The 25,481-nt window shown below is 39.0% G+C and carries 19 protein-coding genes and 1 pseudogene; 1 reads left to right on the top strand and 19 read right to left on the bottom strand.

The genetic code is table 11. From position 1 onward, the window contains the following. Positions 1–16: 16 nt before the first annotated feature. From ACTU7M_RS00980 to ACTU7M_RS01010, 7 genes and pseudogenes are all read right to left on the bottom strand, one after another. The gene (locus ACTU7M_RS00980; RefSeq protein WP_443472501.1) at positions 17–415 is read right to left on the bottom strand and encodes a (deoxy)nucleoside triphosphate pyrophosphohydrolase; all 399 of its coding nucleotides are present in this window, start codon (positions 413–415) and stop codon (positions 17–19) included. Positions 416–568: 153 nt separating this feature from the next. Next, a complete protein-coding gene (locus ACTU7M_RS00985; protein WP_443472502.1) occupies positions 569–1,024 on the bottom strand; it encodes a hypothetical protein in 456 nt (151 codons plus the stop codon). Beyond that, the gene (locus tag ACTU7M_RS00990; RefSeq protein WP_443472503.1) at positions 1,021–3,042 is read right to left on the bottom strand and encodes an AAA family ATPase; all 2,022 of its coding nucleotides are present in this window, start codon (positions 3,040–3,042) and stop codon (positions 1,021–1,023) included. Before ACTU7M_RS00990 ends, ACTU7M_RS00985 begins: the two co-directional genes overlap by 4 nt. Next, complete coding sequence (locus ACTU7M_RS00995) at positions 3,043–3,219, bottom strand: hypothetical protein (RefSeq protein ID WP_443472504.1); 177 nt, start codon at positions 3,217–3,219, stop codon at positions 3,043–3,045. It abuts the gene before it with no gap. Next, a complete protein-coding gene (locus tag ACTU7M_RS01000) occupies positions 3,191–4,561 on the bottom strand; it encodes a DEAD/DEAH box helicase family protein (RefSeq protein ID WP_443472505.1) in 1,371 nt (456 codons plus the stop codon). The genes ACTU7M_RS00995 and ACTU7M_RS01000 overlap by 29 nt, the downstream gene beginning before the upstream one ends. 17 nt (positions 4,562–4,578) lie before the next feature. After that, positions 4,579–8,229, bottom strand: a complete 3,651-nt coding sequence (locus tag ACTU7M_RS01005) for a hypothetical protein (RefSeq protein WP_443472506.1) — start codon at positions 8,227–8,229, stop codon at positions 4,579–4,581. A 180-nt stretch (positions 8,230–8,409) separates the two neighbouring features. Next, positions 8,410–9,660: pseudogene (locus ACTU7M_RS01010) on the bottom strand (type I restriction enzyme subunit R domain-containing protein); the annotation flags it as partial. Positions 9,661–10,431: 771 nt separating this feature from the next. Between ACTU7M_RS01010 and ACTU7M_RS01015 the strand changes: the two are divergent. Beyond that, positions 10,432–11,622: an IS256 family transposase gene (locus ACTU7M_RS01015; RefSeq protein ID WP_443472507.1), complete on the top strand. Its 1,191-nt coding sequence runs from the start codon at positions 10,432–10,434 to the stop codon at positions 11,620–11,622. A 512-nt stretch (positions 11,623–12,134) separates the two neighbouring features. On the opposite strand, the gene ACTU7M_RS01020 is transcribed toward ACTU7M_RS01015, so the two are convergent. The 12 genes from ACTU7M_RS01020 to ACTU7M_RS01075 form a co-directional block, all read right to left on the bottom strand. Continuing rightward, positions 12,135–12,368 carry a hypothetical protein gene (locus ACTU7M_RS01020; protein WP_443472508.1) on the bottom strand — a complete coding sequence of 78 codons (234 nt, stop codon included), beginning with the start codon at positions 12,366–12,368 and terminating at the stop codon, positions 12,135–12,137. A 22-nt stretch (positions 12,369–12,390) separates the two neighbouring features. Beyond that, positions 12,391–12,813 carry a very short patch repair endonuclease gene (locus tag ACTU7M_RS01025; RefSeq protein ID WP_443472509.1) on the bottom strand — a complete coding sequence of 141 codons (423 nt, stop codon included), beginning with the start codon at positions 12,811–12,813 and terminating at the stop codon, positions 12,391–12,393. Positions 12,814–13,245: 432 nt separating this feature from the next. Continuing rightward, positions 13,246–14,004, bottom strand: coding sequence for an SDR family NAD(P)-dependent oxidoreductase (locus tag ACTU7M_RS01030; RefSeq protein ID WP_443472510.1), 759 nt, complete (start codon positions 14,002–14,004; stop codon positions 13,246–13,248). 23 nt (positions 14,005–14,027) lie between these two features. After that, positions 14,028–15,095 (bottom strand): ureidoglycolate dehydrogenase, encoded by a 1,068-nt coding sequence (gene allD, locus ACTU7M_RS01035; RefSeq protein WP_443472511.1) that lies wholly within the window; start codon positions 15,093–15,095, stop codon positions 14,028–14,030. A gap of 481 nt (positions 15,096–15,576) precedes the next feature. After that, positions 15,577–16,512 (bottom strand): ABC transporter ATP-binding protein, encoded by a 936-nt coding sequence (locus tag ACTU7M_RS01040; RefSeq protein ID WP_443472512.1) that lies wholly within the window; start codon positions 16,510–16,512, stop codon positions 15,577–15,579. Further along, the gene (locus ACTU7M_RS01045; protein ID WP_443472513.1) at positions 16,496–17,581 is read right to left on the bottom strand and encodes an ABC transporter ATP-binding protein; all 1,086 of its coding nucleotides are present in this window, start codon (positions 17,579–17,581) and stop codon (positions 16,496–16,498) included. The genes ACTU7M_RS01040 and ACTU7M_RS01045 overlap by 17 nt, the downstream gene beginning before the upstream one ends. Positions 17,582–17,584: 3 nt before the next feature. Beyond that, the gene (locus ACTU7M_RS01050; protein ID WP_443472514.1) at positions 17,585–18,631 is read right to left on the bottom strand and encodes an ABC transporter permease; all 1,047 of its coding nucleotides are present in this window, start codon (positions 18,629–18,631) and stop codon (positions 17,585–17,587) included. Continuing rightward, positions 18,624–19,565: an ABC transporter permease gene (locus ACTU7M_RS01055; protein WP_443472515.1), complete on the bottom strand. Its 942-nt coding sequence runs from the start codon at positions 19,563–19,565 to the stop codon at positions 18,624–18,626. The genes ACTU7M_RS01050 and ACTU7M_RS01055 overlap by 8 nt, the downstream gene beginning before the upstream one ends. 112 nt (positions 19,566–19,677) lie before the next feature. After that, complete coding sequence (locus ACTU7M_RS01060; RefSeq protein WP_443472516.1) at positions 19,678–21,342, bottom strand: peptide ABC transporter substrate-binding protein; 1,665 nt, start codon at positions 21,340–21,342, stop codon at positions 19,678–19,680. Positions 21,343–21,921: 579 nt separating this feature from the next. Next, positions 21,922–22,935 carry a LacI family DNA-binding transcriptional regulator gene (locus ACTU7M_RS01065; RefSeq protein ID WP_443472517.1) on the bottom strand — a complete coding sequence of 338 codons (1,014 nt, stop codon included), beginning with the start codon at positions 22,933–22,935 and terminating at the stop codon, positions 21,922–21,924. Continuing rightward, complete coding sequence (locus ACTU7M_RS01070; protein ID WP_443472518.1) at positions 22,910–23,815, bottom strand: DMT family transporter; 906 nt, start codon at positions 23,813–23,815, stop codon at positions 22,910–22,912. The genes ACTU7M_RS01065 and ACTU7M_RS01070 overlap by 26 nt, the downstream gene beginning before the upstream one ends. Before the next feature lie 4 nt (positions 23,816–23,819). Then, positions 23,820–25,475, bottom strand: a complete 1,656-nt coding sequence (locus ACTU7M_RS01075) for an amylo-alpha-1,6-glucosidase (protein WP_443472519.1) — start codon at positions 25,473–25,475, stop codon at positions 23,820–23,822. Positions 25,476–25,481 lie beyond the last annotated feature (6 nt).

The following is a 25,481-nucleotide window of genomic DNA, read 5'->3' on the forward strand; positions in this document are numbered from 1 at the left end:
GACTACCTTCTCTCCACTAAATCGTCTTTGCCCCCATCAAAATATCTATTGCTGGAATATCAGCCGGTGCCCAATCTAATGTCATTAGTTCCTCAACTGAAAGCCACTTAACCGCAACATGTTCAGTGAGCGAAGGCTCCCCTTCCAGCAAATCGCATTCAAATGTTGTTAAATTTACAAAACCAAAATCATATTCATAACGTGTCGTTGTAACTTTATCTTTTACATCAATTTTGCAAAGTAATTCTTCACGGATTTCTCGCTCAAGAGCCTCTTTCTCCGTTTCCCCTGCTTCAATCTTGCCACCAGGAAACTCCCATAAATAGGCTAATGATTTCCCTGGACCTCTTTGCGCACAAAGGATTTTATTGTCTGATTTTATAATTGCTCCTACTACGTGGATTTCTTTTTTCATTGTGGGACCTCTTTCATCTAGTTCATTATAAATCCATAGTAGCATAATTTGGGATTATTTAATTTATGGTCACACTCTATACAAGATGTATTTAAAAAAGAAACCACAGCAAAGCAGTCGTCGCTGTGGTTTCTTAACATTTATTGATTAACTTTAGAATGGTATAGCACTTAATTCTGAATATACAAATTTCAACAGATCAACATCGTAATTAGCATATGAATCTGAGAGTTGATTACCATTAAAATTATTTTTTAAAACTCTCTCTATCAATATCTCCATACCACCATTGGAGTATTTTTGGTATTCTCTAATAACTTTTGCTATTGCATCTTTATCTGTTGGGTTTTGTAGGATATTTATCTCTTCCAAATTACCTCCTATAGCATAGAGAATTGAGCGCTGAGTTTCAGAAAGGTATGTCACACGCAATTCTTTTTTACCAACTTGGAAATCTGAGCTAGTGCGTTGATTTTTATATCCTAAAACCACACAGAGAAAGAAGATATCTTGAATTTTCAAACCCGTCTTCTCATTTAATTTTGTATAAATATGTTCATATTTTTCGTCTGCTTTGATTGTACGAGACCCTTCTTCCAAGAACTTCATAATGAACGGATCACCTCTAATTCCTTAATGTCTGCTTTTTCTTCAACCGTTGTACGTCCTTCTTTATTTACCAACTCATAAATTCTTCCAACACGACCGTAACGATTAAATGCTTCCAATTCTACATTCGTAAGTTCGGTGTCCGTAAGCAGGAGAATCCACTGATTGGTTAAATCCGGTATACATTGAATTAAATTGTCCCTATTTTCTCGACTTAACCTTGCAAATGGCGTGTCCATAAACAAAGGAAATTCAATTTCTTGCCTTCCTTTTGAAGCTAGTTTAGCTAAGGTCGTAATAAATGCTAAAGTAAAAATTTGTCCTTGTCCCATTGATAAGTCTTGAACTCTATTACGGCCCATCTTATCCAGTAAAGAAATTTCATAATCAGCATTAATGACAACTTTCTCGAATAAATTCTTGTCTTTACTACTTAGTAATGTTCTGAAGGTTGCAGTCATTTCTTTAGAAAGTACATCAATAATCTCGGTTGTATAGTCCTCGGTAATGTGACTTAGAATTTCTTTCATATCTTTTAACTTGTCAAGGATTTTCACTTCATGCTGCAGTCCCTCTTGCGCTGCGGTGAGCAGGTCAATTTCTTTACCGATTTTTTCAATATCATTTTCCGAAATCGACACTATTGCATGCTTTCTATTTATTTCCTTTTCAAGAGTATCGTAATTTGCTTGATGAGTGGACAATTGTTGTTCCAATACTTGAAGATTAGCTAAAAGAGACGCTTTCTCTTTTATTTGTTCTTTTATTTTGTCAAGAGCCCTTTCGTATTCTTCGATATTTTCTTCAGTATGAACTATTTTCTTAATATATTCTCCAAATTTAGAAATTTCGCTATTCTTCTTCTCTCTAAGAACATTCGTAGTTCTCTTAATTGCCTGTAACGTGGGCGTCGTATCAGAAAATGAATAATCCTCTAATAATTTCTTCAACACACTAACCTGATTGGAATCATCTTCGAATCGTGTCCGACATACTTGACATGTGCATGCATCCAGCGAATGTCTTATCAAGTCGATGGGAATAGTATCTGACTGTTTTGCCAGGAGTTCGTCGTACTGAACTTCATTTTTCTCGAGAATGTCTAAAGCTAATAAGTTAAAGGACTCTTCCAACATCCCCTTGATATTATTTTTTTGTTCGTTATAGATAGATTGCTCTTTTTGAAAATTACTTTCAACATTTTTGATTTCATTTTGAAGCGTTCTGATATGTTCATTACTGCTCAGCTTATTTTCAATTCCTGAAATATGTTCTTTTATAAGAATCCTTTCGCTTCTTTGCTCTTCTATCTCAGCTTCCAGAACTTCTTTTGAGGATTCCATTTCTTCTTTTTTCTGTTGAAGTTCAATTAATTTTCCATTCTTGGCTTTATTAATAATTTCCCTGTTTTTTTTATTGAAAAGATCATTGAGAAGTTCTCCACCTACATCAAGACTTTTTATCTGTAATAGTTTTATCAAGCCATTTTTTATTTCTTGTGACATTTTTTTTGACGACTTGGTTGTGTTCAACAACTCCATTTTCTCTGCATCAAAAAAGAAAAACTCCCGAATACTTTTTTCTAAGATGCTATTGATAAATAAATCAGGATCTTCAGTTTCCTTTATGAAGTCTCCAAATTCACCCATTCTATAAAGTTCAGCAGGAGAGGTCTGACTGTCTATGATTGTCCCATTTTTCAAACTCGTTATCTTCCTAGTAATCGAATAGATTGTCTGTCCATTCTCAAATTCCAGCGTCACTTGAGCCGACACTGGCATATGCAAGTTCTCATCTAGTTTATCCATATTTACCAAATGAATATTTTTAACATTACCATCTTGCTCAAGCAGCATATCACCGTATAAGGCAAACATAGCTGCCCGAAAGATACCTGTTTTCCCATTTCCGTTTGCGCCCAGGACGATCGTTACGTTTTCAAGATCTGTACCAAACTCCAAGGTATGGTGACCGTAAAACTGTCTGAAATTTTCTAATTCAATTTTCCTTATTTTCACTTATCTTCCCTCCTCTTCTATTACTAATTCTGTCAGCTCATACAAAATGAATTCTTTAATTTTAGTATGAGAGACTGTTCCTTTTTCGATTTTTTCAATAAGTTCAAGCAAAAGATCTGCATATGTCGGGTCACTGTATTCCTCAATTTTACGTTGTATTTCCTGTTGAATACTCATTTTCATCCTCATTTCTCATATTTTTATAAACATCCCATGGTTTGATTTCGGTTAGGTGCTCTAAATTATGCTTTTCTAATAGTTCCATAATAGTTTGCTTGGATTCATAAGAATTTATCGCTCCCGATGAAAATTCAGCAAATCGCGGCATCTCCTTTACCGCAATGCTCCTGAAGACATGATTGTCGGCTGAAGACGGAAGTACTATGAAATCATACACCTCTGCAAATATTTTCCCCTTGTATTTTCTTAAAATACGCCCTCTTCTTTGAATAAATTCTTTAGGATTAGATGTGCTCGCCAAGAAGTAAGCGGTTTGGGTAGCGGGTATATCAACTCCCTCATCTAAACATTTTATGGAAACGAGTATTTGAATGTTCCCTTCATCAAAGCGCTTTAAAATCCCACTTCTTTCTTTATTGGGGATTTCCGAATTGAATCGATGAACTCTAATTCCTAATTCAGCAATTGCATTTACAACAAAATCCACTTCACCTTCCGCACAATAAACGATCGCATGATGGATTTCCTTGGTCTGCCTCAACATTTTAATGAGTATTTCTTTCTTATTTGCTGCACTTTTTATAATTTTCGTCCTGTTTAACAAAAGTTTTTCCAACTGTTCTTTCTCAGCAATTGTTTTGTTTTTCTTGTTGTATAAAACAGCAATTCGGAATGTTAATCTTTCGTATTCTTCAATTTCTTCTAGCGTTAACTGCACTTGAATTGGATGGTATCGGTAGTTGGTTAAATAACCTTCACTAATAGCTTGCGATAACGTAAACTGAAAAACCGTTTTATCAAAAAAACGTTCTATTTTAGAAGTGCCTTCATCGTCCCACCATCTTTGAGGGGTTGCTGATAAACCTATTCGCGCATCAAACCCTGAAAATTCAGAAAGTGAGATAGATTCACTTCCGAGGTAGTGGCATTCATCTGCCAAAACAAAACCTGATTTCTTAATTTTGGATATCGCTCCTAAAAAATCCTTGTCCGCGATGCTTTTGTAAGAGCCTATCAATACGACTCGGTTTCTAAAACCATTATTATAATCCCAGATTAAATTTTCTATGTTTGGTAACCATTTTTTCTTAGCATAAGCTATCACATGATAATTTTTTATATCAAACAGGCCGAAATCATCCACCCACTGGTCTATTAAGTGTAAAAATGGAACAATTATGACAAGAAATTGTTTTCCTTTCTTCAAATAATGTTCATTCGCACAAGCCAAGCTAGTAATAGTCTTTCCAGTTCCAGTTGCCATTTCAAATAGTCCATTAAAACCATTGTTTTTGAAGTTGTCGACTGCTTCCGTTTGGTAATTCCGTAGCTTAATCATGTTATCAGTATTCTCCTTTAAAGAAATTTGATAGTTCCGATAGAAGATACTTCTAGAACATTATTGTAGAATAAATCTTTTGGTAATATCTGTTCTTCTTTCAAGGTCCGTTTTAATAAGCCTTTTTCAACAAGATATTCAGCCACATTCGTTTTGAATAATACGCCCTGGTAAATACCAAGCACCTCTTTGACTAAATCATAATACCCTAATCCTGCATGTTTCTGATTCAATACTATTAACGGATCAGTTCTATACGAATTATTATCCGGCTTCACAAAGTTGTATCCTAATATATTCAAACAATATTGAATTAATTGGGGTTTCCATCGGTAACCTTTTATTTTTGGCAGCTTACTCCTCAGCCCTGAAATTTGATGAAGCGAACAAAATTTACGATTATTTAATTCTTTTTCAATTAAACTTCTAACTTGATCTAGCACTTCCTCAGAGATATTCAATGCCTGTTTCAAAATTAAATCGTCTTCACTGACTGGAACTAATTTTGCTTGCTCAATTAAACTGTTAATAGTCAAACTCATCGTTGATTCTGCATACCCATACTTACTTCCTATTTCGGATATTTCTTGTCTTGTCCATGTTCTGTCTGTGGAAAGTTCAGAAATGATAATTTCCTCAATTGATATAGGCTTATCTTTAGGATAAATAATTTTTGTATGGCCTTCAAAATCGGGAAACACATATTTTAGAGCATTCATAAAATCTACATCAGTTTTTATTTGAGCATCCTTAAAAAATTGAGCCGCTTTAGGTTGGAATTTCAATTGTTGGAAAATGATATTCGAAGAAATATATCCTTTTTCCATTACCATTTGTTGCCCCAGTTTTAAAATTTCTTCTTTTATTTCTCCTCCGAGAGTTGTAGACAAACTACCAACAGCTCTAATAATGCCATTCGTCGACACTAACCTGTCTGATTTGCTAACTGCTTGCTCGATTGTATATATTTCTACTCCTAATTCGTCGGCCAATTCTGCTTTGCTTACGCTGTTTCCCATATTTACTATTTTTCTATAAACTAATTCTTCTGTCGTAAATTTTTCTTGGTGCTTACTATATATATACATCGTATTCCCATGGCCAAAAGAAAACTCTTCTTCATACAAGTAACGTAAATAATAATACATTTTGAATAATGAAATATCCATTTTTTCGAGAGGCTCTTCGAAAATTTGATACAGTTTTTTTGAAGTAATAAAATCTTCTTCAGTTAGATAAGTGGATAAGTAAGAATATATTTTCTCAAATAAGTTTGAAGGAATATGCTTTGGATCAAACAGCTCATAATACATTGAAGCACTTTTGATATAATTCTCATGTCTATCTAAAATAGCAGGAATATTTCTATCGAATTCTGTGTCTATTGAGAAATCAATATCTCCAGTAGATAGCTCTTTATATAATCCTTCAAATATTTGCCTATTTTCTAAATCATTGAGGTCTATTCTTCCTCCCATTTTATGTTCGATTATATATGCGACTTTATCTTGTTTTGAGATTTTATCTTTAATAAATATTCCTTCGTTATATTTCTCATAATCTAACTTGCTCATTATAGCTTCCAAATTATGAAGCAAGTAATATTTAACCTGCTTGTTTTCATCATTTATACACCCTGTTATCGTGTCTAAGACAACATCTTCTGAGACAATTTTAGGTAAAAAGTCCAACTTTTCTTTTAGCCCAGAAAGAATGATAGATACTCTTTCTGAATTATAACTTGGAACAATTAAATCAAAGGTATGGTCATATATGAAATAATCATTAAATATATCTTGATAAACAAACGTATTAAGTAAGTCATGCGATTTGATTAATTTATTTAAATTATCTAAATAATTTGCATTTCTATTCGACAATACATTAATAATAAATTCTAAATCATCACCGAAATATGCAATAATTTTCTTTTTTAGTTTAAGTTCTATCTGACGCACTCTTTCTCTAGTAACACCAATTAAATGCCCTACTTCTTCTAAGACAGCCTCGTTAGATACTAAGCGTAGATCCCAAACAACTTTTTCGTTTTCATTTAAGGAGTCCTTAAAGCTTTCATTAAATGAATGAAATACTTTTATCTTGTCAGAGTAGAAATGGACCAGGTATAAATAAAAGGGATGATCTTCTAGGTTTATGGCTATTAACCATTCATTTATTGTTTTATCTTGGTTTTCATTAAATAGCCCTTGACTAAGTGATGGAATCATTGTATTACTGAACTTAAAGGAAGAATGAAGCTGACTTAATAACTGTTTCATCGTAATATCAAATTGTGAATCTAACAAATCAATATCTCCCGCTCTTACTGTTTTAAGTTCCTCTAGACGTTTTTGCATGGTCGTATAAAATTTATTAAATGCTTTCTTCGAGAGTTTAAGTTCATCTTTCTTAATTTGATAAAAATTGTTTATGCTGCTAGTTAACTCATCTGCCCTCATTATTAAAGAGTTATAGTCATTGCAATAAGAAATGTATTCTTTGCGTGTTGAGAGACAGAACGCAGGGTAATATTTTTCTGGAGAAACAGTAGTTAGATAGTCTGGCTCTTGTATTTCCTTCTCAGTTTCTGATTTCCTTTCTACTGAATTTTCTGTTGAATAGAAAGAATATAATTTATCAAAAGTATCAAAAATTTTTTTCTTTCCTGTACCGTTACTAGTGATAAACGCACTAATAAATACATTATCGATTTGAGATATATTAGAGACTTTCAAATTAGTTGCTACTTTTTTTAACTGATTGTAGCTATTTCCAGAAAAATACTGAAAAATGTTCATATCAGATACTATTGTTGCACCTTCTCTCATTCTCGTTAAAATATTTTGATACAGCGGAACAGAGCCTAGTCCAACAAGATTTTGATTCAATGCCTTGTTCAATTCTAAATAATAGTCAAACAGCGTTTCTCTTGAATACATACTATGTGAGAAAGTCTTTTGTGAAATATCTGAAAGATAATATATCCCATCACTTTCCAAGCCTGTTATTAATGACTGATATTTTATTTTTGTAATTATTTCTCGAAGTTTAAGAGGCCGCAAGAACTCTTTACTTGAATATTCCTCTAGTAAATCTAGGATTTGAGCTTCTTCTTTCGAAAGGTTCTCTTTAACGTCCGAAGAATCGCTATACAATTCAAGTGCTATAGGTTGGAGAGTATAATCCGCCTCATCTTTCAAGAGGAAACCAGATTCGATAAATTCGTTTTGCAGTAGTCTCTCATCAACATGAGGATTTAACGACTTAAATCCGTATAGCGGAATGCCGCTGAAAAAATTATTGCTTCTTATGTTGAAATGCCTGCACAAATAGCTGAAGTCAAGTAAACCCCAGTCGATATTTAAATAAGCATCCTCTTCTAATTTCGCAGGTACAGAAATTACTTCATTGGTATCTTTTCTATAATTCACAGGAAAAAGTGCCTGCCCTTTTTCCACTTCAAAATGTGCACCCCTTAATGCTAACTCATGAACAGTTTTATTAAATTTATTTTTATCTGACCCATAAAGAGATCGAAAATAATCTAGAGAAATGAAACGTTCATATGTAAGCGAAGTTTTCATTTCTGCAGTCAGTTCCTCAATGGGTAAATTTAGATGTGATAACGATTGACAAAAATGTGGTATAAATACCCCTTCTTTTAACATATTTCTTCATCCTTCGGCTATCATTTTTTGTATATTGGACCAATATAGATATTATTATTTAAATCTTATCAACTTACTTACTTTAATTCAATAGGTCAAGTGAATTTGCTAATATAAAAGCATCTTTTGTTATTCAGTTTGACTGACAAAAGATGCTTTTTGCAACCTCACGGAAAGTAATTAAAGTTTACTTCTTAATGTCTTATACAAGTCTTTCGCAACCAACGTATATACAAATTTGTAATATTTATCATCAGAACCAAAGAGTTTCTCATAGGATTGCTGATTATTGGTGTATTCATCCATTATTTTATCTTGGAAGAATTCAGGGAATAGTGATTTTCCGAACATTTCAGCATCATTCGTCTTAGCCATGGTAACTAATTTTTGATCAGGATTCTCAACAAATGATCTATAAAGTGATTCCAATAAGACGCGATCCTTGTCATTGAAATCATCGGGAAAGCGTTCATTAACGCGATGGATAATTTCTTCCAAAGAATCCCGTTCATCGGGTGGCTTAACAGTGGCATTCATCTCTTTTGGATGAGTTAGTAATCCTGCAGCTGGATCTTCAGCGATAAGATGGATATCACCAGCGAAATCTTCCCGAAGCTTGTAATACTCTAATTTTATCTTATCCTTGAGATCGACTCTTTCTCTCTGCTCCCGTGGGATAAATTTCAATAAATGGTTAACAAAGACGTTTTCCTCCAACATATCCATGTCAAAAGTCCGATCGAGTTGCGCCACATAGTTATACCATTTATCAAAATTCCTTGCCGTTACCCTGAAATCATAACGTTGGTCATCACTCAGTTCGTCATAGCGATTTGTGATCGGTTTGAATTGGCTGGACAACCGGCCCAACAAGCGTTCGTCCTGTTTTTTCTGCGCTTGTTTGATCAGTTTGATGACGTTATCGATGTCCATTTGGTTGTACACATTGAATTTACGCAGTTTGGCTTGGGTATCGTAAATCAAATTTATATTGATCTCTTCGTCCAAACGTGTTTCTTCATAAAACGGTTGGAAGGCATCCTGGATGTCTTCTTCGCTGTTGACGAAATCCAGGATAAACGTATCCTTCTTGCCAGGCATCGTCCGATTCAAGCGTGAGAGCGTTTGGACGGCTTTCACACCCCGTAATCTTTTGTCAACAAACATCGTGTGCAGGAGCGGCTCATCAAAACCGGTTTGATATTTTTCCGCAACAATCAAGACGTTGAAGCCATCGGAATGGAAAGCTTCCTTAAGTTGCGACTCCTTGATCCGTTCGCCTGCCTTGGTTTTGTTCAGGGATGATTCGGTAAACTCGTCGCCTTCTTCAGTGGTAACTGAACCAGAGAATGCAACAAGAACATCCAAGTCACGGTAGCCTTTTTCCTTGATGTAGGCCTTGAACTCCTGCAAGTAGCGCACCGCATGGAGCAGGTCTTTCTTGGTTTTGATAAGTGCCCTTAAATGGCTGTCCAGCAATCGATAAAAACGTTGTTTATCGACCGGATTGTTTGCTGATGATGCAGTCCTTTTTGGTGTCGTTTTCATTTTGGAAGTCGACTTCTTTTTTGGTCCTGCCGTGGCGTAGTCCGGACTTTTGAGACCTTCTTGATTGAGTATCTTCCTGATAACTCGCTTGTCCACCTTATGTTTCTCTAACATCTGTACGAGATTTTGTTTATGGAATATTTCAGTTTTATTAATTCCCTTTTCAATGAAACAATCTGCATATGCTAAAAATACTCTTTCGATATTTTCCCGTGAACAAGAATACCCTTCATATTTCGTCATCAGTTCTCGGACAGCTTCAGCTCGTTTGCTACCGGTGGGACATTTTTCCGCTTCTATAGATAAGTCTTTATAGAAGTTTTTTCTGTTTTTTACAGCTTCTTTTTTCCAACCTGACCCTTTGATGTCATACATTGCGTGTCTATCTCTATTTCTATTAAGGTTTCCTGCTCCGACAAAAATAATACTTTGACCCACCCAACTCTCTCCTATCTGCTCCAAATCTTGTATGTATAATTTCTTTACAATTATTACTATATCCAGTATAACAAAGTTAATATTTATTTATATGGTCTTTTATACGTAATATTGACCTGGTTGAGAGTGTAAAATATTTTGTGTAAATAGAAAAAAGGAAGTCCCTTCTGTAGAATAGAGTTACCACAACACATTCACAGAAAAGAGGACTTCCCTATGAACGATTTTACTACAGAAATTCTAAAGACTCTAGCGAACAAAGGCGATTTGAATGAATTATTCCGTGTCCATTTGGAGAAAGCTGTCAATACGCTTCTCAAAACGGAGTTAACGGCTTTCCTCGATTACGAAAAGTACGATCGCATTGGTTTTAACACGGGTAATTCTCGTAACGGCTCCTATGACCGTACGGTCAAGACCGAGTATGGGGAACTTCATCTCCAGATTCCGCGCGACCGCAACGGCGAGTTCAAGCAACAGACTGTTCCTGCTTATAGACGGACGAATGATACCTTAGAGGAGACCGTCATTCACCTCTTCCGAAAAGGTATTACCATGTCGGAAATCGCAGACTTGATTGAGAAAATGTATGGGCATCACTACACGCCCCAAACCATGTCCAATATAACAAAATCTTTTACAGAAGAGGTCACGTCGTTTAAAGAGCGGGAGCTTCATGACCGTTATGCCGCTATTTATATGGACGCAACGTATATCCCTTTAAAGCGGAAAACCGTCGCCAAGGAAGCCATTCATATCGCAGTTGGCATTCGCCCGGACGGTTCAAAGGAAGTGTTGAGCTACGCGATTGCACCAACTGAATCCATCACGATTTGGGAAGAGATTTTAATGGACCTCCAGGAACGTGGTGTGAAAAACGTCCTCCTTTTCATCACGGATGGTTTAAAGGGGATGGCAGGGGCCGTTCAGCGGTTCTATCCCAAAGCCCGTTTTCAACATTGTTGTGTGCACGTTTCCCGTAATATCAGTCACAAGGTACGCGTTGATGATCGCAAGGATGTTTGTGACGATTTTAAAATGGTGTATCAAGCTGCGTCTAAAGAGGCGGCATTGGAAGCACGTGGTGCTTTTGCGAAAAAATGGAAAGTAAGCTACCCAAAAGTGGTGGCATCCATCCTCTCGAATGATAACTTGCTTACTTTCTATGATTTCCCCGTAGCCATACGCAAGAGTATTTATTCGACGAACCTGATTGAATCCTTCAATAAGCAAATCAAGAAGTACAGCCATCGGAAGGAACAGTTCCAGAATGAAGATTCTATGGAACGCTTCCTGGTCTCGTCTTTTGATACGTACAACCAGAAATTCTTGGGCCGTAGTCATAAAGGCTTCCAACAGGCCGAAGGCGAGCTGGAACAAATGCTATGCGAACTGTTGGAAGTGTAGAAGCAATCTGCAGCAGGGAAAAGCCATTTACACAAAATTATTGACGCTCCCACCTGGTTTTTTTCTGATGTACTAGTTAGCAATGGTTTGGAATTTTGAAAATACAACAATAACATCCCCACAAGAAAAACATTTGATAAAAATTAAAAAAAGGACGCAACCATGTTAGTTTTTACAACTAATATGGTTGCACCTTTTTTTATAAATCAATTCTTTAATAAATACTCCCCTACAGAAATGCGTCTTTAGCCGTAATCCATAAGATAGGTAACGGCAGCCAGCTATGTCAACAAAGGCAGTCGGACACCCGTTACTAGCGTGGCCACCTTCAACGTCATAATCCATTCTTAATTGAATTTTTTGCCACTGATTTTTCTTATCAATCTGCAAAATCGGTCCCACTCCTCCGGATACTGGTTATCGCCGTAAATACGAATATTTTTCTTGTCTCCAACAACTTCAATCTCCTACTGGGTACCATCGCAAACCAGCGGATCACTGTATTCTTTCTTTCATCGAAGTAAACCTAAGTCCCTCAACTCATTGATAAATTTGTCGCTCGTGTTCTGTCTGATCGTTTTTGCGTAATAATCGACTTCGCCGTCCCCTCGGTGTTCCCACTTCAATTCCTTGCTGTCAAAATGGATTTCCATCTCATAATAACCACCAAAATAACCACCGACAGATGCTTTCAAATTTCTAATCTCACTGTAGGCATCAATGTTTGATAGCTCTTTGTTTGTCATGTTTTAATATCCTTCCAAGTGTCTATTTATTTTTTCCAGATTCTTGATTTACAAATGCAATAATCTTTTCGATTACACCATTGAAATTTTCTTTGAGCTCATGTTCCCATATCCGCAAGACTGTCCAGCCTTGTTCCTCATAATGGTCTGTGACTTCTCGATCGTGTTCTACGTTCCTCATCAATTTATTTTCCCAGAATTTTATGTTTGTTTTCGGCATCGTACCGTGGACGGGGCACCGGTGCCAAAAACAGGAATCAATAAATATAACAAGTTTGTACTTTTTAATTGAGATATCCGGGGTACCATAAAGGCTCCTATCATTCTTACGGAACCGAAGACCCTTTCTCCAAAGAGCGCGTGACACAGTGTTTTCAAGTTTTGACTGCGCACGAATGGAACTCATTGTCTTATGACGTTGCTCCTGAGTCATTTTGTCAACCATTCTGAACACCTTCTCGTTCGTTATAGTTATGAAACAAGAATCCCCTTTCATTATATCACGATTTAAACTTGAACAATTGAGTAGTCATCGGTGTCTTAAAGAAATAGGTAAGATCGAACCCCCTGCAGAAATCGTGATTGCGGGGTAGCCATGAATGAGGATGAAATGCGAATTAGGCCCCGTTCCGCTTCAGCGGTTACGGGGCTTTTGAGGCTTTCAAGCCTGGAGACCTTGGCTCCAGGCGGTCCCATGGCGGACCACAAGCAATCACGCATTTCGGAAGGGTGTCTCCAGAGAAATACAAAGAAGTACCCTACTCCAAAAAAGAAAAGTACTTCTGTTTAGAATTTTATCTAAAATATAAAGTACCAAAGCAAAACACCCTCAAAATTATATTGAGGGTGTTTTCCTGAAGGAGGTATTTCAAAAAAATTATTTACAAGCACTCCAGCCGCCATCAACGGGCATTGTAACAGCTGTTACATAAGAGGCTTCTTTTGATCCCAGGAAGATGGCTGCAGCGTTCAATTCACCTGCACAACCATAGCGTTTCATTGGGACAGTGATATCCATATAACCTTGGAATGCATCTGTATTCAGAGTATCAGTGGTCAATTCAGTTTCAAAGTAACCAGGACAAATAGTGTTTACAGTGATGTTATGTTCAGCTAACTCACCCGCAACAGCACGTGAGAAGTTCACGACACCGGCTTTAGAAGCGTGATAAGCTGACTGTAGTTGATTCGTACCCATCAACCCATACATAGAAGAGATGTTAATAATCCGGCCGTAGTTCGCTTCTTTCATCGCTTTTGAATAGCAACGCGTCATTTTGAAGACACTTGTCAAGTCCAGCTCCATCGTGAAGTCCCAAGCTTCGTTGGTCATTTCAGTGATAGCACCGCCTTCACTTGCACCAGCATTGTTTACCAATACATCCACTTTACCGTATGTTGCTAAAATTTTATCTAGTGAATTTTGGATACTTTCGTCATTTGTTACGTCCAAGCGGATAGCTAATGCTTTTCCACCTGCTGCCTTAATTTCTTCAGCGATTTCTTCCAAGCGGTCGACGCGACGTGCCATCAAGACAACTGTTGCGCCTTGTTTCGCAAAACCTCTTGCCATTTGGACTCCCAAACCACTTGATGCACCAGTAATTGCGACAACTTTACCTTCATAATTAAACATTTTTTCTTCCTCCAAATAAAATATTAGTTAGCGAAGGCGCCTAAACCTTCGTAATTATCACTGTGAATAACATCTGATTTCAAGTAGTTAATGATTGATTCCGGAATTTCCACGCCTTCTGTTCTGTTTTTCTCATAACGTTGGTTGGATCCCTGACCAGGGTAACGAACGCTTGTATTGCCGGTAGCCGGTTTAACGCTGTTCAATTCTGCCATTGTCTGGGTGATGTTTTCCTTGAATGTATCAGCATTGCCAAAGCGTGCTGGATCGATGACGATGTATAGTTGGCCCAAGTTACGACCTGAATGCAAGTCATGGTACATGGAGCTGACGTGCTTACCAAATGGCAAGTTCATCAAAATACCAGAGAAGATATCCACCATCATCATTAAGCCATACCCTTTTGGTCCTGCAATTGGCATCAAACCATTAACTGCATTTGGATCTGTGGTTGGTTGACCATCGCTGTCAACAGCCCAGTCAGATGGAATTGAACGACCTTTCGAACGCGCATCCAGGATTTTTCCCCATGCCTGAACGGTTGTTGCCATATCAAAAATCAGTGGTGTGTCCATTGAACTTGGAGCACCGAAGCCAAGTGGGTTCGTACCATAGTAAGGTTCTGCTCCGCCGAAAGGAACCGCCATCGGATCGGATTGGGTCATGGCCATACCTACTAATCCAGCTTCCGCAATTTTACGCAAGTAGTATGAAAGTGTACCGGTATGCCCACATTTAGAAACACCGATTACTGCCACACCTGATTTTTTCGCCATTTCGATGGCTGGCTCAAGCGCCAGGTTTGCCACGTATTGTCCTTGGGCATTGTCACCATGGAATACGCCGGAACTTTCCCCCGTTTTTTCAAATACGATTTCTGGTTCACGAGTGATGCCACCTTTGTTGATACGTTCGGAATAATATTCAACGCGGACCGCACCGTGTGAGTGCACACCGCATAAATCGGCATAAACCAAGTGGTTTGCTGTTTCTACTGCTTGCTCTTTTGGCAAACCGGCTGCTTCAAGTTTATTTTGGATTAATTCGTGTAGTTCATTAGGAGTAACTTTGATCATTTTTTCTTCTGACATTATATATAACGCTCCTTTTATTAGACTAGTAACTTTTCAAGTGGGGTGTTTCCACTCCCTCTTCGTTGATAAGTTCATATTATCACAATGTTAGAGTGTGCGACTTAGACAAAACAAACAAAAAAACGTTATTTTTTAGTTAATATATATAAAACGTTTAAATCAAAACTCTTCAAGAGTCCATTTAAAAGCTTTTTTAGTATCTTTTTTTAAAAATAGACTTATATGACAAAATGCACAAATATACACTTACTTATTGTGAATTTTTTATCAATTAACGAAAATGTTTGTTTTTATATTTACGACAGCACCCATATCCCTTTGAGGCTTGCAAGCCCGGAGACTTTAGGCTTCGAGCGGTCCCACGGCAACACACAAGCAACACGCAGTCCGGAGGGCATTTCCTTTACCAATAACCCAGAACAAAAAAATACCCCACTCTATTCGAATGAGGTACTTCTCTTTGAAGTTGAATCTGAACTTACCCTTCCTGCAACCACCCAGTCACATCTTCATCAGTTCCCAGAACATAATGGGTGCCATCAATCAGATGCTGTGTGCCTTTGGTATAATCCAATCCACTCGTTTCATAATCGTATGCTAACGCAACACGTTTACGTTCAACGACCGGATTCGCATGCGGGATTGCGGAAATCAATGATTTCGTATAGGGGTGAATCGGATTGTTGAAGATTTCATCGGTTGTGCCGGTTTCAATCATATGTCCCAAATGAAGCACACCGATGCGGTCGGAAATGTAACGAACCATCGATAAGTCATGGGCGATGAACAAATAGGCGATATTGGTTTCTTCCTGGATTTCTTTCATCAAGTTAACAATTTGCGCCTGGATGGAAACATCCAGCGCACTGATTGCTTCGTCCGCAATGATTAAATCAGGATTCATGATCAACGCCCGAGCAATCCCCAGACGTTGCCGTTGCCCCCCGGAAAACTGGCTCGGGAAGCGGCCCGCAAAATCACGGGATAAACCGACCCGTTCCAAAATATCCATGACCTTTTCAGCTCGTTCATTTCTTGTGCCGGCAGTACCTTGAATATCAAGTCCATGGGCAACAATATCCATGACGTTTTTGCGTGGATTCAAACTTGCCATCGGATCCTGGAAGATCATTTGCATTTTCGTCCGCAGCATACTGTTGGTTTCTTTTTTTAATTTGCCGGAAATATCCTGACCGTTGAAATTGATCGAGCCGTCGGTAATGTCATGAAGACGGATAACCGAGCGGCCAATCGTGGATTTTCCGCTTCCGGATTCCCCTACCAAACCATATGTTTCACCCGGATAAATATCGAAGGATATGCCGTCGACAGCTTTCACTGTATAGTTGCGATTTACCTTAAAGTATTGTTTTAAATCTTTGACTGCTAATAGTGGTTCACTTTGCAACGCCATACGTTTCTTCCTCCTTCTTCATCCGTTCGATACGTTCCACCAATTCTTCCGGTAACGTATATTCTGGACCATTTTCACTCAACAACCAGGTTGCCGCAAAATGTGTATCCGTCACTTTCATGAGATGCGGTTCTTTTTCTTTATCAATATGCAGAGCATACGCATTTCTTGGGTAGAATGGATCACCAACGATTTCCCTGGCCATGTTTGGTGGATTACCGGGGATGGAATACAATTTATCCGTGTTCGTATTCAAATCAGGCATAGCAAGCAGCAAGCCCCATGTATACGGGTGTTGCGGATTGTAGAAAATCTCGTCGGTTGTACCTTTCTCAACGATTTTCCCTGCATACATTACATTGACGTAGTCCGCAACTTTCGCTACCACACCCAAATCATGAGTGATGTAAATAACGGAAATACCGGTTTTCTTTTGAATGTCTTTGATCAGTTCCAAAATTTTGGCTTGGATGGTTACATCCAATGCCGTGGTCGGTTCATCACAAATCAGAACATCGGGATCACAGGCCAAAGCAATGGCAATGACAATCCGTTGACGCATTCCACCGGACAAATGATGTGGATAGCTCTTCATGCGTTCTTCCGGATTGGTGATACCAACCAGTTCCAACAAGCGTACCGCTTTTTCGTATGCTTCTTTTTTCGGCGTCTTGTAATGCGTGCGCATACCTTCCATGATTTGGTTACCGATGCTCATGGTTGGGTCCAATGAAGTCATTGGATCCTGGAAAATCATCGCAATGCGTTTACCATTAATCGTGTTACGCATTTGTTTTTTGGAAAATTCCAAAATGTTCTTGGTCACTTCTGTTTCTTTATCTTCATAGGTGTAATTAATTTCGCCACTTTCAATGGTTCCGTTTTTGCTTAAAATCCCCATGATGGCTTTTACCGTCACGGACTTCCCGCTTCCGGATTCCCCCACAATCGCAACTGTTTCACCGCGGTATAAATCGAGGTCAATGCCACGGACCGCTTTCAGTTTGCCGCCATGTGTCTTGAAACTGATGGCTAAATCCCTTATTTCCAATACTTTTTCTCGTGTCATGTGTTACACCTCTTTCAACGTTGGGTCTAACGCATCACGTAACCCGTCTGCGAGCAAGTTGAAGCTCAACATCAATAGTCCCAATACCAATACTGGTGGAATAATCATATAAAAATGTGTTGTTAATGATTTAAAGTTTTCGGAAATCAATGATCCCAACGAGGCCATCGGAACGGGAATCCCGATTCCCACAAACGCCAGAAAAGCTTCCGTGAAAATCGCACTTGGGATTGAGAACATCGACATGATCAAGAGTTGCGAGAAGATGTTGGGCAAGACTTCCTTGAACATGATTTGCAGGTCATTGGCTCCCATTGTGCGGGCCGCCAATACATACTCACTGCCCTTCAACTTCAACATCGAAGCACGGGCAATCCGGCTCATACCGATCCATCCGGTCAAAGCAATTGCCAAGGTGATACTCAACAGACCCGGTTTCAAAATGATAATCAATAGCGTTACAACAACCAAACTCGGGATACCATTAATGATTTCCAGGGTCCGTTGCATGATATTGTCGATTGCACCACCATAATAACCAGAAACCATTCCGTAAGACATCCCGATCAATACATCCACGATTACCGCAATCAGTGCGATATAAAGGGAAATCCGGGTCCCCATCCAGGTCCGGGTAAATAAATCACGCCCCAAAACATCGGTGCCGAACCAGTGGTAGACATCTTCGCCACCCGCCAAGGTTTCGTATTTGTTTACCACGACTTCTCCCGTGGAGGTCTTCAACGTTTCGGATCCGTCAAAGATACCCAGGTTTTCAAGCACGGGAATACGTGGCGCCATACTCTCATGGCCGGTGATTTGTTGATCGTACTCGTATCCGGAAATCATGGGACCAAAAATGGCCAACGAGGAAATCAAGACAATCATGATGAACCCAAATACAGAACCTTTGTTGCGGGCAACACGTTTCAGCATTTGTTTCCATTGGGGATCTTCGGTATAAATACTTTCTTCCAATAAGACATCTTTATCTTCAACAAAGGTCAGTTCTTTTGGAAGTTGGTTTATGTTGTGAATTGTATTATCCATTTACATTCTCCTTTGCCAAGCGAATCCGTGGGTCAAGGACACCGTATAAAATATCCACCACCAGCATGATGGCCACATACATGGCACTATAAACGAATGCTAATGTCAAAATAACATTATAGTCATTGGATTGAATCGCCTGAATCATCAATTGACCGATTCCAGGTACCGAGAAAATTTTCTCAACCACGAGACTACCGGTCATCAAGCTAACAACCAACGGCCCCAAGATAGTGATGATGGAGATGGATGCATTTCGCAACGCGTGCTTGAAGATTAATTGCACACCGGAAACACCCTTACTCTCAACCAGTTGCACATAATCCGAGTTCAATACTTCAATCATCTCTGTCCGGGTAAAACGCGCGACTGTTGCCGTTACCGTCATGCTTAACGCCATGGCTGGCAGAACATACGCAATTAAACCTTGGTCTTGATTGAACAGCATCGGGAATAACCCCAATTGAAAGCCTAAATAATACGAAAGACCCAAAGCGAACACATAAGATGGAATTGAAACCCCAATAACTGAAAAGAAAGTTGCGGCTGTATCAATGAAAGTGTTGTGTTTCAAAGCTGCCAAGATTCCCAAAGCCAAACCGGAAATCGTTCCTAATACGATGGAGATAGCTCCCAGCATCAACGAGATAGGGAGACGGTTTTTTAAGAGAACCGATACAGGTGTATTTTTGGAAATCGTGTAAGAATCGCCAAAATCACCCGTTAACATGTTCTTGACATAGCGGAAAAACTGAACCACAACGGAATCGTTTAACCCGTATTTCTCTCTAAGCACCATTTGTTGCTCGATGGATAGCTTCTCGTCGTTGAACGGGGAACCAGGCATCCACTGCATTAGGATAAATAAAACGAGAACAATAACAAATAATGTGGCAATGGACATAACGAGACGTTTTCCAATATATTTTTTCATTTGATTGGTCCTTTCTTTCAAAATGAAAAAGACGAGCGCGTTGGATTTGTTACGGACGCAGCCGCATCTTGTCCTTTCACACCCGTGCCTTTTCCATTTTCAGAAACTATTATTAATCGATTGTTGCATTTTTATAAACTTTTGGTACTCCAACGGCATGGGAGTCTACTCCCTTAACGTTGCTCTTCACCATTACTGCACTACCTTTTTGGTAAACAGGCAGGATTGCTGCATCATTCAACAAGATGCTCTCAGCTTCTTTTAGAGCTTCCCAACGCGCTTCTTCATCGTTAGCCAGGTCTCCTGTTTTAGAAGATTCCACAAGTTCGTCGTATTTTTCATTAGACCAGCTACCATTGTTGTTAGAAGCATCCGTAACCCATAGATCCAAGTATGTCATCGGATCCGCGTAGTCAGGTCCCCAACGTGTCAAGCCCATGTCATAGTCTTTTTGTTGCATACGTTCCAAACGTGTTTTCTTAGGCATTTGTTCGATTTCAACGGTTAGGCCTTCAAGGTTCGCTTCAACTTGTGATTTAATCATTTGTGAAACGTTGATGGCACTTTCAGTATCTTCAACCAGCAAGCTGAATGTGAATTCTTCCGCACCTAATTCTTCTTTCGCTTCTTCAAACAATGCTGCTGCAGCGTCTAAATCATGCGTTAAGTAAGTATCGGCTGTTTCCCGGAAATCTTTACCATCTGGTCCGTTTGCCAAACCATTTGGAATCGCGAAGTCAGCTGGGACTGAACCGTCTTTCAAAGCAGTGTTGACAATTGCTTCTTTGTCAATCGATTTTGCAACGGCTTCTCTTAGTTTGTTGTTGCCCAATCCTTCAACTTTCGTATTTACTGAAACATACCAGAGGTAACCATCTTGTATGTTTGTGAATTCTGGATCATCCTTGAACAAGTCAACTTGTTCACCGGCCAACGTTACTACATCCAAATCGCCATTTTGGTAAGACAGCATGGCTTGTTGAGAATCCTTGATGACTTGGAAATTCAAGCCTTCGATTGCAACGTTAGCGGCATCATAGTAATCAGCATTTTTTGCTAATTTGATACTTGTAGCTAACGGTTCATAAGATTCCAATGTGAATGCACCGTTTGCGATTGTTGTTTCTGGTGACGTTCCGTAATTAGCTCCGACTTCGGTCATGAATTTTTCATTCATCGGGAAGAAAGATGGGAATGCCATCAAGCTTTCAAAGAAAGGAACGGGATGTGTTAATTTCACTTCTAATGTTTTATCGTCTTTAGCTGTTACACCTAGTTTATCAGGCGTTTCGGAGCCATCCATGATTGCAGCAGCATTTTCGACGCCGGCAATATCCATGATGTACGCATACTCGCTCGCCACTTCCGGGTCAACCAAACGTTGCCATCCGTAAACAAAGTCATTCGCTGTGACTGCATCACCATTGGACCATTTTGCGTCTCTAATAGTGAATGTATAGGTTAGACCATCTTCACTGACTTCTGTGTTCTCAGCCAAACCTGCCACTGCATTTCCGGATGAATCTAGTTGGTATAGACCTTCCATCAAACTGGCAATGACTTGGAATGAAGCCCCGTCAGTTGCAATTTGCGGGTCCAGTGAAGCTACCTCAACATCAAATTGGACATCAAGTAATTTGTCCCCTGTCGCTTCTGTATTTGAAGATGTATCTGCGGTACTTTCAGTTGTACCTGTAGATGCCCCGCCACATGCTGCCAACAACGCCGTTGCAGCTAAACTTGTCGCGTATAGTTTTAATTTTGCCTTCTTTACCATCGTCAACCCTCCAAATTACCAACCCACAATAAATAGATTAGAATCTTTTAATTTTTAACTAACGAGATTATAACCTTGTTTGTCATGCATAGTCAAATCTTTTTTAACTATAATCTCATTTTTCAGTCAAACATGTCAATTAAGTGATGGTTTTGAGGCAAGAATTATGAGAATGCGATGGCCTACAGTTCCAACTCAAATATGATTTTAGTGAGTGAGCTGGATTATTTTACAAAAAGTTCCAGCTCAGAAGTTTGAGTTGGAACTTTTGCGAAAAAAATACTGCTGGAGAGGATGTCTCCAACAGTATTTGCGATTACTAACAAAATCAGGAACTATCATTTATGGTTCGGGTAGGTATTCCTGTCGGAAATCCCGTAGGTCGGTGGGGTTGCTTGTGGCCGTGTCAAGGATGCAATGCGAAAGTAGGGAACGTTGGCGCTTCAGCGTCTACGCTCCCTTTGAGGCTTGCAAGCCCGGAGACTACAGGCTCCGGGCGGTCCCACGGCAGTACACAAGCAACCACGCAGACCGGAGGGCATTTCCTTCACCAACATCCAATAACCTAGAACCCAATTATTATTCTTTATAGAATTGTGCACTTTTTCTTACTATCAAAGTACTCGGAACAACAATTTGAATCGGCAACGGTATTTCTTTATTGATCGTTTTTTCTATCAAATCAATAACCAGTTCCGAAAGATAATTGATATCCAGGCGTATCGTCGTTAGAGGTGGAATCATGTATTGCGCATTGGCTAAGTCGTTAAAACCTATTAAACTTACATCTTGAGGTATTCGTACCCCCAATTCATGCGCCGCCTTATAACAGCCGCTTGCCATCGAATCATTGGCTATCATGACTGCTGAAGGTCTGTTACTCTCTCCCATTAACTCAAGAAACATCTCATAACCGGTTCTTGGTGAATAAGTACCTAATTTCAAAAAATCTGGATTAAAGAGCCCTCTTTGTGAAAGATAGTGTATAAACGTATCTTGTCTTTCATCGCCAATAAAATAGGGATCATCTACTTGATCTAAGTCGTCCCTACCACCGATAAAACCTATCTCTTTGTGACCGAGTTCTAAAAGATAGTTTAAGGCCTTTCTGGTTGCCCGACCAAGATTGAAATTAACCGAACTAAACTTGTCAGGGTTGGGACTGGTATCCGCAAACACCAATGGCTTCTGAAGTGATTCCAACCAATTGATGTGGTCCTTGGAAAACAAACCGACACAGATAATGCCATCAACATGTCGGACCGAAGAACGGGTATCATTGAAAGTTATGATGGGCATCGAATGCCCCTTCACCTTAAGTAAACTCTCAATCTCCACGCGAAGACTTAAATAGTAGGTATCCTCTACTTCGACATTCGTATCAATCCCAAAATACAAGCCGATAATTTTTTTTACAGTATTATTTTTTTTGACCGGTTCATAAGACAATTTCTCAGCCACTTCAAAAACTTTTTTCTTTGTTTCAATCGTTACTTGCAAATCTTCGTCATAATTGAGAACACGCGAAACAGTAGCGGGAGAGACTCCTGCTACTGTCGCTATATCTTTAATAGTCACTCTTTTTTTCTTCATAAAGGGCCACCGTCTTCTTATGTACTTTTGGTTTCGGTTTTAATTGCACAAGAATAACTCCCATCAGAATCAATAGGGCTCCAACCAGCATGCGGCCAGAAATAAATTCGTTCAAGAGAATTGCTGAAAATAACATTCCAAAAACAGATTCTGTTGAAAGGATAATGGCTGTTTCAGTCTCTTTTGTATATTGTTGCGAGCCTGTTTGCAATAAGAACGACAACATCGTACTAAAGATCCCTAAATACAGGATGGATAGGTTACCGGACAAGCTTGAAAAATCCATTGGCTTATTCTGTATCATTGCCACGCTCATTGCCAAGATAGCTGCTGTGCCCATTTGAACAGTATTCAAGGCAAAAGCATTTTCTCCAGCTACATAAGTACTGGTATAAATAATCTGCAAGGCAAAGAATATCGCACAAATCAAGGTCAGGATGTCACCGACATTAACACTATTAAAATCATTGAGGGACATTACAGCAATACCAATTATAGCAAAGATGGATCCGATTATGGTCATCCGGGACATTTTTTTCTTTAAGAAAACAACCCCAATCACCGGTACTAACACAACATTAAATGCGGTCAAAAAAGCATTTTTTGAAGGGGTCGTATACACAAGCCCTACAGTTTGGAAGAAAAAAGCGAGATATAAAATTATCCCCAGAATGCCACCCTTGATCAATGTCGCTTTGGTTATATGTTTTAACTGGTTATAAAAAAGAATCAGCATCGACAGAAAAGCAGTCGTAAAGCGCAGTGCCAGGATATGGATTGGAGAAAAAGACTCTAATGCGATAGAACTCATCACAAAACCAGATCCCCAAATTATTGCCACGATAAACAATCCTATCTGGCCTTTGATACGTTCACCCATGAAACTAGTCCTCCTCCAAATTCATTTGATTTAAAAGCAGAAACACACTGGAAGTCCACGAGAAGGCTAAATCATCATTCCCCTCACCTGTATGTGCGTTGAAGTTTTCAGCTAATCCCCCGACTAATGTTGCATCGCAGAATTTCTTCGCAATCCGCAGCGCATCATCATGGTAGCCAGCTTCGTATAAAGCATCCACAAAAATATACGTCTCCGGTGCCCAGACCGGCCCTAACCAGTAACCATCTCCGGTAAAGAGCGAGCTGGTTGGTTCTTCTGTTGCAATACCATACTTGCATTCAAAACGATTTAGAAGTTCGGAAATCAGTTGTTCTTTGTCAGCGTCATTGAAGCGGTAAGCAAGGACAATCGGCAAGAATAAGATGGCACTCGTCGTACTCTTGATTTTTTCACCAGAAAAAGTATGAAAAGCGCGTAATTGTTTGCCATCAAAAAATGCCGGCAAAAATTTATCATAGAGAAGATCGGCTTTTTCCCGCCAGTCATGCGCTTCTTTCTGCTTGCCCAATTTATCGGCGAAATCACCAAGGATATCCATTTGCCTGATTAAATAGGCAGTTAAATCTGGCGCAGTAACGGGGAAACCTTCATGGAAGATGGAGGCATTGTCCCATCCTGAATCATTACCATGGGTATAATACGGTAAGCCATCATGCGTGCGATGATTTAACCAAAAATTGGTATTACGAGAAAAACTATCATACATTTCAGATAAAAATTTATCCTCGGAAAATTTTGGATTTACTTCCATCATTTTCTGATAAGCCCAGGCATGAATCGGGGGTTTAACGCAGTTATAAGAAACATATTTATCGTTGATGAAATCCGGATAAGCGCCTGAATCATCTTGGTAGTTATTAAAAATTTTCAACTGGTTATAAGCCAATTCGGGATAATTTTCCGCCATCAAAATGGCGTTAAAACAATTATCCCAGCTCCAAATATTTTGCATCCAGTTCTTCGACATATAAGTAATGGGAAGATTCAAGAAACCATCCACTCGTACCGTATTCGTCCAAAGTAAATAAGAAGCTAGGTCATGCGGCAACTGATATTGTGGATCAGTGGTGGGCATATTATTGAGCCATTCTTGATATTCCTTTTGAACCGCTACGTGTGCATCTTCAAAAGATTGCGGCGTTACTGATTCATGAATGACTCGGTAATTTGTCAGGTATAATTCACTATCATTAGCGAGTTCCAGCCTAATATGTTCGTTACCGACTGTCTTCCATGGTGCATCGACTGAAAGGTTTCCTGATAACACCTCCAGGTGGTACTTGGTTTCTTTTTTATAAGAAATATATTCATAGCTATTGCTACCCATCTGATTGAAAGAATCATAGCGAACTTTGATCGCTTCAAGTTTCAATGCCATCCTTGTAGTCCGGATATGCACTGTTTTATCGGTTGGATAAATAAACTCTATTTTATTTTCGGCATTATTCTTACTAAATACCGTAAACTTTGTTTCATTGCATTCAAACGCTACTTCTTCGTTGAATGATAAACGAAACAGTTCACTCGGCGACTCGTCGCCGCCGTGAACGTCTCTTAACAATAACTCCCCTTCAAAATAAGAAATAACAAAATAAGATCCATACCTTGAAAAAGGAATTTTGCTAATAGCAATCTTCATCCTCTT

Source organism: Jeotgalibaca sp. A122 (assembly GCF_052266715.1).
Taxonomy (GTDB): domain Bacteria; phylum Bacillota; class Bacilli; order Lactobacillales; family Aerococcaceae; genus Jeotgalibaca.